Raw genomic sequence first — 11,000 nt, forward strand, 5'->3', positions numbered from 1 at the left:
TCTCTCACAGTGCGACGGCGGGAGCCCACCTTTTGAATCAAAAGGTGGGCTCCCGCCGTCGCACTGGTCTTTAAGGGGTTTTACAGTCCGCTGGGGTCGGTGTTGGCGCCGCAGAGAATGACCGCCACGCGCTCCTCCGGGGCGGGCACGTAAGCGCCCGCGTGCAGTGCCGCGTAGGCCGCCGCGGCGCCGTATTCCAGGGCCATGCGGTAGTTCTCCCACAGGAAGGTGCGGGCGCTGGCGATCTGCTCATCGCTAACGAGCACGCTGTGCACGCCGGTCCGCACCGCCACGTCGAAGCCGATTTCGCCAATGCGTTGGGCGCCGAGAGAGTCGGCGGCCAGGCCCGAGACCGCGACGTCCACGGGGTGCCCGGCGGCGAGGGCGGCATGGAGGCTGGGCGCGTTCTCGGGCTCGACCGCGATCACCTTCGACCGGCCCTCCAACGCCGCGGCAATACCGGCGACCAGGCCCCCACCGCCCACGGCCACCAGTACGGTGTCCACGGCGTCGAGCTGCTCGAGCAGTTCCAGGGTGATCGTGCCCGCCCCGGCCGCGATCTCGGCCTGGTCGTAGGCATGGCAATACCCGGCTCCGGTGTCGGCGACGAACCCCATAGCCTTCTCAAAAGCATCCGCGTACTGGGCGCCCTCTTGGATCACGGTGGCGCCCGCGGCCCGGAGCTTGGCCACCTTGACGGCGGGAGAGGACAGGGGCACAAAGACCGTCGCGGGCACGCCCACCTGAGCCCCAGCGTAGGCGTTGGCCAGCCCGGCGTTGCCACCCGAGGCGACCGCGATGCCCACCGCCGGATCGATCTCGCCACGCTCCAGGGCACCCAAGACCCGGTTGAAGGCGCCACGAGCCTTAAAAGTCCCGGTCTTTTGCAGAAACTCGCACTTGAGCCAGACCTGGGCGGGGGAGTGGGCGGCATCCAGACGGATTACCGGGGTGCGGCGCACTTGTCCGGCGATTCGGACGGCGGCCTGCTGGACATCGACGAGGGTAATCATGACGGGATCCTTGATGCGGGAAAGTGAGGCAGCGCTAGGCTGTTCCTATGACTGTTCAATCCTCGCTGATCCATGACCTGCCCGGCTACACCGTCCGCCGTGTGGTCGTCTCCGCCATGTACAACAATGTGTACCTGATCACGGCGAAGGCGACGGGCGCGCAGCTGCTCATCGACGCGGCCGACGACCTACCCGCGATCAATGGACTGCTCGCCGAGGCAGCCAACGACGCCACAGCGCCCACCCACCTGGCCATGATTGCCACCACCCACCAGCACTGGGATCACGTGCGGGCACTGAACGATCTCGTCGCCGAAAGCGGGGCTCCCACGGCCGCCGGTGCGGCAGATGTAGCAGGCATTGACGCCGAGGCGGGCGTGCTCGTGACTGACGCCCTGAACCATGGAGACACACTCGAGGTGGACGGCATTGTGCTGGAAATCGTACACCTGCGCGGTCACACACCCGGTTCCATCGCCTACGTGCTGAACTCGGCTAGCTCTGACGGCAACGACGGTGTGACGCTCATCTTCAGTGGCGATTCACTCTTCCCCGGCGGCGTCGGCAACACCGAAAAAGATGCCACACGGTTTACGCAATTGCTCGACGACGTCCAGGAGCGGCTCTTTGGCGTATATGGCGACGCCGCTCACGTCCTCCCGGGCCACGGCAACGCCACCACCTTGGGTGCCGAGCGTCCGGCCCTGCCACAATGGCGTGAACGCGGCTGGTGAAGCGGGCTCCTCGGGCCAAGCAGCAATTGGCTAGACTAGAGGCATGTATTTCATTGTTGTTAAATATCAAGTCAAGCCCGAAGCTGCCGACACTTTCATGGAGAGCGTCACGCCCTTCACCGAAGCAACCCGCGCCGAGCCCGGCAACCTCTGGTTCGATTGGTCACGCAGCGTCGTTGACCCCAACGAGTTCGTTCTCGTTGAGGCCTTCCTCGATGACGAAGCCGCCGGACTCCACGTCAATAGCGCTCACTTCAAGGCTGGCCTGGAATCCATGCGCCCCCTGCTGGTCTCCACCCCAAAGATCGTCTCCCGCAAGGTTGACGGCAGCGACTGGGACGATATGGGCGAATTGCAGATCGGCTAATTCCCATGTCTAATACCGCCCAGGTAGCTTATCCGGGCGGCCCCTTTAGCTTGGCCACGTTGGGGCAGGGACTGATTTTTGCTCAGTCCCTGCCCCAACTTGCTGCCGTGCTCGGTGCCGACCAAGGCGCTGCCGCCGTGGTTCAGGCGCCTCCTGGAACCGGCAAGACCACGCTTGTGCCGCCCCTCGTGGCCAATGTGTTAAACCCCTCAGGCGGGCCCGCGCACAAGATCCTCGTGACGCAGCCTCGCCGCGTGGCCGTCCGCTCCGCCGCCCGCCGCCTGGCCACCCTCGATGGCTCGCCCCTGGGCAGCAAGGTCGGCTACACGGTGCGCGGCGAGAGCCACACGAGCCCGGACACCATCGTCGAATTCCTTACCCCTGGCATCCTGCTGCGCCGCCTTTTGCGCGACCCGGGGCTGGAGTCCGTGGCCGCCGTCGTGCTTGATGAGGTGCATGAGCGCGGCCTCGACACCGACCTCCTGCTGGGCATGCTGGCCGAGGTTCGCGAGTTGCGCGGCGACCTGACACTCATCGCCATGTCCGCGACCCTGGACGCGGCCCGCTTCGCAGAGCTTTTAGGGACGGACGACGACGCGTCCCCGGCTCCCGTCGTCGACTGCCCCTCTGCGCTGTTCCCCCTTGAGGTGAGGTGGGCGCCGTCGGACGCACCGCGCATGGATGAACGTGGCATCTCCCGTGCCTTCCTCGATCATGTGGCTGACACCGCCGCCGCGGCACATGCCTCAGCGCTGGCCGCCAATCCGGACGTTGACGCGCTTGTCTTCGCGCCGGGCGCCTGGGAGGTCAGTCATATTGCCGCACGGCTGCGGAACATCCCGGGCCGCGAGATTTTAGAACTTCACGGCCAGGTGTCGGCCCGGGACCAAGACCGGGCCGTCGCCGCGCGCGAACCCGGGGGAGCGCCGCGCATCATCGTCTCCACCTCCTTGGCCGAGTCCTCGCTCACGGTCCCCGGCGTGCGCCTGGTCATTGACTCGGGCCTCTCCCGCGAACCACGACGCGACAGCGCCCGTGGCATGACCGGGCTCGTGACGGTGTCCACCTCGCGCGCCTCGGCCGAGCAGCGCGCCGGCCGTGCCGCCCGTCTGGGCCCCGGCACCGTGGTGCGCTGCTACGACCAGAAAACTTTTGCCGCCGCGCCGGCCCACCCCATGCCGGAAATTGCCGTGGCTGATCTTAGTGCCGGGGCACTCATGCTGGCCTGCTGGGGTGCGCCCGGAGGCGCGGGCCTGCGCCTGCCAGAGGCGCCGCCCGCTCAGGCGCTGGCGGCCGCCGTCGCCGTGCTGACGGAACTGGGCGCCGTGGATCACCGCGGACACGCAACCGCGCTGGGCCGGACACTGGCCGAGATTCCCGCCGGCCCGCGGCTCGCCCGCGCCCTCCTTGACGGTGCCGCCGTGGTGGGCGCCAAGGCCACGGCCGAGATCGTGGCCCTCGTCGCTGGCGAGGGCCGAGCGCCCGGTGCCGATCTGACGATGTTGCTCTCCGCCCTGCGCTCGGGACGCGATCCCGGCACCCGCCGCTGGCAACAAGAGGTCCGTCGGCTCGAGGGTTTGCTGCGCAAAAACGACACGGCGGCCACAGGATCTGCGAAGCCTGCGAGATCTGCCGTACCGGCCGAGGTGAGTGACCGCGAGGCCGTGGGCTTCGTCGTCGGGCTTGCCTTCCCTGACAGGCTGGCCCGACGCGTTGCCGGCACGGAGAATTCTTCGGGGCAGCAGTATCTACTCTCCTCCGGGACGCGCGCCGGCTTGCCTGTGGGCAGTTCGCTGTCGGGTCATGAGTGGTTGGCTGTTGCCGAGGTGGCGCGAGCCCAGGGCAGGGATGCCGCGGGAACCGGTGCCGTGATTCGATCGGCCGCGCCCTTTGACCTCGACCTCGCGCCGCGCGTGGCCGCGACGCTGCTGGAGGATTCCGTCGAGGCTACCTTCGTCCAGGGCAAGGTGAGTGCCCGCCGCGTGCGTCGGCTCGGCGCCGTCGTGCTGTCCGCAACGCCGGTCAAGGCCACGGCTGCTCAGGGGCGCGAGGCCGTCATGGCTGCCCTCGCCAAGGACGGACTGGGCGTGCTGCACTGGAATGACTCCGCCGACGCCCTTCGCCGCCGACTGGCGCTCCTGCACCGCGAGTTGGGCGCCCCGTGGCCCGACGTGTCCGATGCGGCACTTCTGGACTGCCTGCCCGACTGGTTGGGGCCCGAACTCGAAAGTGTTGCCGCGGGCCGCTCCCTGTCCGCCCTGTCCCTGAGTGACCCGCTGCGCAGGCTGTTGCCGTGGCCCGAAGCGGCCCAGATGGCCGAGTTGCTCCCGGAGACTCTGGTTGTTCCTAGTGGCTCCCACATCCGGATCGAATACCCTGAGGTGTCCTACGACGGCCCTCCCGTCGTGGCGGTAAAGTTGCAGGAATGCTTTGGGCTGGCAGATACCCCGCGGTTGCTGCGAGGTCGTGTGAAGGTGCTGTTCCATCTGCTGTCGCCCGCGCGTCGGCCATTGGCGGTCACCGATGATCTGGCCTCATTCTGGAGCGGGCCCTATGCCCAGGTGCGTGCGGAAATGCGTGGCCGCTACCCTAAACATCCCTGGCCGGAAGACCCGTGGAGTGCCCCGGCCACGGCCAAGGTCAAGAGCCGGATGTAGCGTCCGGGCTCAGTGGTCTAGGCTCGTACCCCGCCGCGTGGCCCGGCGCCAGTCGTTGTTACCCAGGTGTGAGCTGCCCTGGGCTCCCATCTGAGCCATTCCGCCGTCGACCTCCCAACTGGCACCCGTCACATAACTGGCGGCAGGGGAGGCGAGGAAGGTTATCACCTCGGCAATTTCCTCGGCCGCTCCGGCGTGGCCCAAGGGAATGCCGGGGCGGGGGATCTCGTGCGGGTGTCGGGTCTCGGTGGCGGGGAGATGCGTGGCGATTTCACCCGGTGCGACGGCGTTGACGGTAATGCCGTGCTCTGAGAGTTCCACCGCGAGCGTCTTTGTGAGCCCGTCGAGGCCGAACTTGGAGGCGCAATAGGCCGCGAATCCATACCGTGGCTGGTGGGCGTGAATGCTGGTGACCACCACGATTCGCCCGCCTGCACCACCCGCGACGAGCAACCGTGCCGCGGCCTGCAGACAGAGAAATGCCCCGTTGAGATTCGTGTCGAGAATGCGCTGCCACTGGAGGTACTCCATCTCGAGCACGGAGCATGTGAGACCCACCCCCACATTATTCACAAACACGCCGAGGGATCCCAGTTCCTCCGCCAGCCCCTCGATGATGGGTGCGCACGTGGGTAGATCGGTGGTATCCAGCCACGCGAACGCGGCTCGCTGCCCCAGTGCCTCGATGGCTGACTTCGTGTCGGCGGCCCCTTGTGCGTTGTCATGCCAGGTGAAGGCTACATCAAAACCGGCGCGGGCCAAGGCAAGGGCCGTTGCTTGGCCAATGCCTTGATCCGCGCCGGTGATGATCGCGGTACGAGGATAATCGAGTCGTGCCATTTAGGCTGGAAGTGGCTTCGTCTTGGCCGCAGCGGAACGCTCGGTTTTGCTGCCCGCGGTGGCGAGGTCGCCGTCGTCGTCCTCTAAATGTGCCCGCATAAACCACTGGAAGAGTTCGAGCTGGGCGCACTGGTTGATGAGCATGTCTTCGGTGATGGCGTCGAGCTCACCCACCTCCGCCAGCGTCTTGCGATGGCTCTTGAGGAAACCTGTGTACACCAAATCAAGGGCGGCCAGATGCGCGGAGGTGTGGGCACGCCCAATGGAATAGTCATCCCAGGGTCGAGCCGCCACGAGTGCCCCCGGCAGCCCATTGGGGGAAATACCCAAGGTGGCGATGCGCTCGGCCGTCTCATCGATCATGGCGCGGACCAGATCGATTTGCGGATCCAGCATCTCGTGGACGCTGATGAAGTCCCGGCCCACCACGTTCCAGTGAGCGTGTTTGAGGGTTAGCGCCAGATCGTTCAGGGCGTGCAGCCGGGTCTGCAATAGCCCGGCCAGCTTGTGCCCATCCTGCAGGCTCAGACCTGGAACCGTGAACCCGGCTCGACTCGTTCTCTTGACGACCATGGAAACTCCTTCATGAGTGCTGCACGGATAGTTTTCATTCCGGACTCCAAGCGAGCCCTGCTCTCACGCTAGCGAGTGGGCCGTCGTTGTGCCAGAGTTTTCTGCAAATGCTTTCTTACTCGAAACGGCTCGTATCTCCCATGCCGCGACGCACCACTTCGGCGTAGCCGCTGGAGAAGTCCACGACCGTCGTTGGTTCGGCGCCCACATCACCGGAGTCGATGACGGCCTCGACCACGTGATCCAGCGCTTCCTTGATTTCCCATCCTTGTGTCAGGGGCTCCTCCTCGTCGGGCAGGAGGAGGGTGCTGGAGAGCATGGGCTCACCTAGTTCTTCCAAGATGGCGTGGATCAAGGTGCTATCGGGGATACGAACGCCCACCGTCTTCTTCTTCGGGTGCGCCAGCCGCTTGGGCACCTCCGGCGTTGCGGGCAAGATGAAGGTGTACGGGCCGGGTGTGACGGCCTTGATGCTGCGGAAAATATCGTTGTCGAGCATGACGAATTGCCCCAGCTGCGCAAAATCTTTACACACCAAGGTGAAGTGGTGATGCTTATCCAGGTTGCGGATGGCCCGGATCCGGTCCAGGGCCTCCCGATTACCGAGCTGAGCACCAAGGGCGTAGCAAGAATCCGTGGGGTAGGCGATGAGCCCACCCGATTGCAGGGTTTCGACGATTTGGCGGACCATGCGGGGCTGCGGGTCGTCGGGATGGATGTCAAAAAATTTAGCCATATCCCGAGCATACGACCCCGGCCCGTTGGGCGCACGCCTTTTGCTGCCGCGTCCTGGGTCGTGGCTCTCATAGGGTGCTATCCTCGAGCTGCCAGAGAATTCTCATCTTGGAGGAGGACTGTGGGAGGAAGTTCTTGTGCCGACTGGCAGGGATGAGTAATGAGGAGTGTTCGTTTGATGACCACAAGATCCGTACGACCAACCGGAAGATCTGATCAAGGCGGTGCCGGGAGTCCGAGCGCCACCTTGTCACATCTGGGCAAGCTGTTCATGATCTGTGGAGTTGTTGGCGTGCTGGTTGCGGCCCTGCTCATTCCAGCTGGGGTTCTTGCGACGGGCGCCGTCAGCAGCGTTGACAAGTTCCTCTCCGAGGTTCCGTCGGGACTCGATGTTCAGGCACCGGCGCAGGCCACCACCATCCTGGCGTCGGACGGCTCAACCCTGGCTACCCTGTACGCGCAGGATCGCCGCGTTGTGACCCTAGACAACATGTCCCCGTTTATCCGCGACGGAGTGGTCGGCATCGAGGATTCCCGATTTTACGAGCATGGCGGCGTGGACCTCACCGGAATCCTGCGCGCCCTCGTGGCCACGCTCAACGGCAGCCGCCAGGGTGCCTCCACGATTACCCAGCAATACGTTAATAACGTGCTGATTGAGCAATTGGTGTCCGCGGGCAAGAGTGAGGAAGCCAAGCTCGGAGCAGAGAAGACCATGGCCGATAAGGTCAAGGAAATTCAATTGGCCATCGGGCTAGAAAAGCAGATGAGCAAGGACGATATCCTGGCCGGCTATTTGAACCTGATTTACTTTGGCAATGGTGCTTACGGGATTGAAGCGGCCGCGAAGCTCTACTTCAACACCAGCGCCAAGGACTTGACCCTGCCTCAGGCGGCAGCCCTGGCCGGCGTCGTCAACCGACCGGCCTACTACGACCCCATCACGCAGCCCGAGAACGTCGTCAATCGACGCAACGATGTTTTGGCCAAGATGTTGGCGCAAAGCAAAATCACGCAGGCCGAGTACGACGCCGCCATCAACGCGCCGCTGGAACTGCACATCACCGAATCCGCTCAGGGTTGCGCCGCGGCCACCACGGCGCCCTACTTCTGTGACTACGTGCAACAGTTGATCCTCAATGACACAGCCTTCGGCGCTACCGCAGAGGAACGCACCAAATTGCTCTACCAGGGCGGGCTGACGATCAAGACCACCCTTGACCCGGCCCTGCAAAAAGTGGCTCAGGAACAGACCACCGCCACCATGAGCGCCACGGACCCGCTTCAGCGCGGATCCTCCATCGTCAGTGTTGAACCGGGCACCGGCAAGGTCCTGACAATGGCCCAAAATACGATTTACGACCCGGCCGCCGAGCCGGGACACTACATGGGCAACTTTGCCTTGCCGCTCAACGACGCCAACGGTGAAACACTCCACGGTGCCGGAGGTTTCCAGCCCGGCTCCACCTTTAAGCCCTTTGTGTTTGCCGAATGGCTCAACAGCGGCCATTCGATGATGACCACCATTGACGGTTCCGTCCGTCGTTACCCCACTGGCTACCCATGGCAGAACACGTGCGGCACCACCACGGGCGAGTACGATCCGGCACTTGCCGGTTCCGTCTTATTGCCCAATGACGATCCCAACCACTACTACGCCATGAGTGCCTACGAGGGCCTCTACAACTCCATCAACACCGTGACCTTCCAAACCGCTGCGGCCCTGGACTTCTGCAATATTCAAAAGATGGCCACGTCCGCCGGTGTCAAGGATGGGCTGACGAATGAGCCCTACGATCTCTCGGCCATCCCCAAGCTGATCGGAACAAATAACGTCGCTCCCATCGATATGGCCACGTCGTTCGCCACCTTCGCCAGTGGTGGCATCCGGTGTAACCCCATCGCGATCACCTCCGTTGTCGACGCGAGCGGCAAGGATTACCCCGTTCAGGGGGCAGACTGCCAGCGCACCATCAGCGAAGACGTCGCCGCCGGTGTCACGTACGCCCTGCAAAGTGTTCTGGTCAGAGGCTCTGGCTGGAATATCGGCCTGGACGATAAGAGCAATGCCTTCGCCAAGACCGGCACCACCGACGGTAACATCGACACGTGGACGGTAGGCGCCACCACTAAGATTGCCACCGCCTCCTGGTTCGGAAGTTACCAGGGCAATGCCGATCAGTGGAAGAACCAAGACATCACGATCAACGGCAAGTACTACGTCGGCGTCGACGGCGCGGACCTTGCCGGTGGGCAGTGGGCTGCCGTGATGAATGCTGCGGCCAGCAACCCCGCCTATGCGGCCACCGCTTTCACCCGGCCACCGGCTTCCATGTTGCAGGCCACGGCGGCACTGGTCGTGGGCGTCAACGATCCGAAGCCGGGAGACGAGCCCGTCGCGGTTCCGCAGCAAGATAGCTCTCCCGTGGCGCCGGCGCAACAGGAATCCGCCCCGGCACAGGAACAAAGCACGACGGCGGCCCCCGCCCAGAGTGAGAGTCCGGCGGTCGATCCTTCTTCCGCCGCTCCAGTCCCGTCGGTGACCACCTCCCCAACTCCGGCAGGTAAGGCACAAAACAGCAACGGCGCCACTCCCGCGAAACGGTAGATGCCAGGCTTCGGTCGGGGAGTTACCTCTTTCTCGGGAGGTGCGCAAGAATGGCAGCAGAGGACTGGGCGAATCGTCCCGAGTAGTCCTGAAGCGATATGTCAAGAAGGAGCACACGGTGTCTGAAGAAGCTCTCAAGGTTCGTCTTGTTGTTGGCGTGGATGGTTCTGCCGCCTCGGTGAATGCGCTGCGGGAAGGCGCCCGGCTTGCGGGCGAACTCGGCGGCGTGGTCGATGCCATCGCCGTCTGGGAACGCCCTGCCAAGCACGCCAGCTATGAGGCGGCCGGCATCGGAAACTTCGAAGAGGGTGCTCGGCAGGTTTTGAACGACGCACTGTCCCAGGCTTTTGGCGACGATGTTCCGGCCTCATTATCCGCGCGGCTTCTACAGGGTAGTCCGGCAGCCGTGCTGACTGAGGCGTCCGTGGGTGCCCGGATGCTCGTGGTGGGGCAACGCGGAGTCGGTGGCCTGCTGGGATTGATCCTGGGTTCGGTGAGTACGGCTGTCATTAAGGCGGCGCCGGTCCCGGTCCTCGTGGTGCAATAGCGCAGGCCAGCCCCGCACGCGGGTGAGGAATCACGGCGAGGAGGTCACGCCGTCGTCCGTGGCGAGATGTGGATAACGATTCATGGCGGTACGGGACACGCCGTAACGGTTCGGGGCGATTTTCTTCCCGACAGTTACGCCACGGGGTGTCCCGTCCTAACGTTAAATCACCCATACATCCACGCATTTTCTCATCCCAAGAAGGTGTAACTCGTGAAAATCTTCAAGACCTGGCTAGCGATTGTGGGGTTGCTAGCTGCCTTTATTCTGGTTGCTCCGGCACCCGCCCAAGCCGCACCCTTCTGCGGCATCACCTGGGGCTCGTTGGCCAAGACGGCCGGAACAGCCTCTAGCGCATCCATCACCAATGTTCGGGCAGGCCAACACAGCTGCTTCGATCGCTTGGTCGTGGACATCAATGGCCCTGCCAGCGGCTACACGGTTGGCTACGTTTCGGCCGTCCATCGCCAAGGTAGCGGAGCCGTCGTTCCCCTGCGGGGTGGCGCCTTCCTCTCGGTGAACGTCGACGCCGTCACCTATAACGTCAACACGGGGGCAGCCACCTATATCCCCGCGAACCCCAATGAGCTCATCAATACCACCGGCTACGCAACCTTTCGACAGGTAGCCTATGCTGGCAGCTTTGAGGGCATCACGACGCTGGGTCTCGGCGTCCGGGCTCGCTTGCCGTTCCGAGCCCTGGTCCTTGCCGGGCCAGGGACCAGCACCCGCTTTGTCATCGACGTGGCGCATCGCTGGTAGTTTTCTCATCCTGCCAGGTGCCCCCGTTGCCTTCCGATTCTTGGAATGGTCGACGGCGGCACCTGGCTTTTCGCTGTCCACTCATCGCTCGTCTTTGGTTCGGAAGTATATGTGAGAACTTTTCTGCTGGCTATTGTTTATCGAATACTCTGGGTTTAAAATTG

General features: G+C 64.0%; 10 protein-coding genes. 6 read left to right on the forward strand and 4 right to left on the reverse strand.

Going from position 1 to position 11,000, the window contains the following annotated elements; all coding sequences use genetic code 11:
* Positions 1-80: 80 nt before the first annotated feature.
* Positions 81-1,013, reverse strand: a complete 933-nt coding sequence (locus CVS30_RS17260; protein WP_110486794.1) for a threonine/serine dehydratase — start codon at positions 1,011-1,013, stop codon at positions 81-83.
* A 47-nt stretch (positions 1,014-1,060) separates the two neighbouring features.
* On the opposite strand from CVS30_RS17260, the gene CVS30_RS17265 reads away from it, so the two are divergent.
* The 3 genes from CVS30_RS17265 to hrpB are packed head-to-tail and all read left to right on the forward strand — an operon-like array spanning position 1,061 to position 4,771.
* Positions 1,061-1,747 (forward strand): MBL fold metallo-hydrolase, encoded by a 687-nt coding sequence (locus tag CVS30_RS17265; protein WP_110486795.1) that lies wholly within the window; start codon positions 1,061-1,063, stop codon positions 1,745-1,747.
* Between the two features lie 43 nt (positions 1,748-1,790).
* Entirely contained in the window at positions 1,791-2,114 is a 324-nt protein-coding gene (locus CVS30_RS17270) for a putative quinol monooxygenase (protein WP_110486796.1), read from the forward strand.
* A gap of 5 nt (positions 2,115-2,119) precedes the next feature.
* On the forward strand, positions 2,120-4,771 hold the full coding sequence (gene hrpB / locus CVS30_RS17275) for an ATP-dependent helicase HrpB (protein WP_110486797.1): 2,652 nt from the start codon (positions 2,120-2,122) through the stop codon (positions 4,769-4,771).
* A gap of 9 nt (positions 4,772-4,780) precedes the next feature.
* On the opposite strand, the gene CVS30_RS17280 is transcribed toward hrpB, so the two are convergent.
* The 3 genes from CVS30_RS17280 to CVS30_RS17290 all read right to left on the reverse strand — a co-directional run bounded on the left by CVS30_RS17280 (position 4,781) and on the right by CVS30_RS17290 (position 6,920).
* Positions 4,781-5,611, reverse strand: a complete 831-nt coding sequence (locus CVS30_RS17280; RefSeq protein WP_110486798.1) for an SDR family oxidoreductase — start codon at positions 5,609-5,611, stop codon at positions 4,781-4,783.
* On the reverse strand, positions 5,612-6,184 hold the full coding sequence (locus CVS30_RS17285) for a Dps family protein (protein WP_110486799.1): 573 nt from the start codon (positions 6,182-6,184) through the stop codon (positions 5,612-5,614).
* 115 nt (positions 6,185-6,299) lie between these two features.
* Positions 6,300-6,920: an L-threonylcarbamoyladenylate synthase gene (locus tag CVS30_RS17290; RefSeq protein WP_110486800.1), complete on the reverse strand. Its 621-nt coding sequence runs from the start codon at positions 6,918-6,920 to the stop codon at positions 6,300-6,302.
* Positions 6,921-7,097: 177 nt separating this feature from the next.
* Here CVS30_RS17290 and CVS30_RS17295 point away from each other — a divergent pair, with 177 nt between their 5' ends.
* The 3 genes from CVS30_RS17295 to CVS30_RS17305 all read left to right on the forward strand — a co-directional run bounded on the left by CVS30_RS17295 (position 7,098) and on the right by CVS30_RS17305 (position 10,836).
* The gene (locus tag CVS30_RS17295; RefSeq protein WP_245934669.1) at positions 7,098-9,527 is read left to right on the forward strand and encodes a transglycosylase domain-containing protein; all 2,430 of its coding nucleotides are present in this window, start codon (positions 7,098-7,100) and stop codon (positions 9,525-9,527) included.
* 118 nt (positions 9,528-9,645) lie between these two features.
* A complete protein-coding gene (locus CVS30_RS17300) occupies positions 9,646-10,074 on the forward strand; it encodes a universal stress protein (protein WP_110486801.1) in 429 nt (142 codons plus the stop codon).
* A 213-nt stretch (positions 10,075-10,287) separates the two neighbouring features.
* A complete protein-coding gene (locus tag CVS30_RS17305; RefSeq protein WP_110486802.1) occupies positions 10,288-10,836 on the forward strand; it encodes an AMIN-like domain-containing (lipo)protein in 549 nt (182 codons plus the stop codon).
* The last annotated feature ends 164 nt before the right edge of the window (positions 10,837-11,000 follow it).

The organism is Arthrobacter psychrolactophilus (assembly GCF_003219795.1).
In the GTDB taxonomy this organism is placed as follows: domain Bacteria; phylum Actinomycetota; class Actinomycetes; order Actinomycetales; family Micrococcaceae; genus Specibacter; species Specibacter psychrolactophilus.

Bases quoted from the DNA above. Each gene is read 5' to 3' on its own strand.
- CVS30_RS17265 (WP_110486795.1), top strand. From the start codon at position 1,061: ATGACTGTTCAATCCTCGCTGATCCATGACCTGCCCGGCTACACCGTC.
- hrpB (WP_110486797.1), top strand. From the start codon at position 2,120: ATGTCTAATACCGCCCAGGTAGCTTATCCGGGCGGCCCCTTTAGCTTG.
- CVS30_RS17260 (WP_110486794.1), bottom strand. From the start codon at position 1,013: ATGATTACCCTCGTCGATGTCCAGCAGGCCGCCGTCCGAATCGCCGGA.
- CVS30_RS17270 (WP_110486796.1), top strand. From the start codon at position 1,791: ATGTATTTCATTGTTGTTAAATATCAAGTCAAGCCCGAAGCTGCCGAC.
- CVS30_RS17295 (WP_245934669.1), top strand. From the start codon at position 7,098: ATGACCACAAGATCCGTACGACCAACCGGAAGATCTGATCAAGGCGGT.
- CVS30_RS17280 (WP_110486798.1), bottom strand. From the start codon at position 5,611: ATGGCACGACTCGATTATCCTCGTACCGCGATCATCACCGGCGCGGAT.
- CVS30_RS17285 (WP_110486799.1), bottom strand. From the start codon at position 6,184: ATGGTCGTCAAGAGAACGAGTCGAGCCGGGTTCACGGTTCCAGGTCTG.
- CVS30_RS17290 (WP_110486800.1), bottom strand. From the start codon at position 6,920: ATGGCTAAATTTTTTGACATCCATCCCGACGACCCGCAGCCCCGCATG.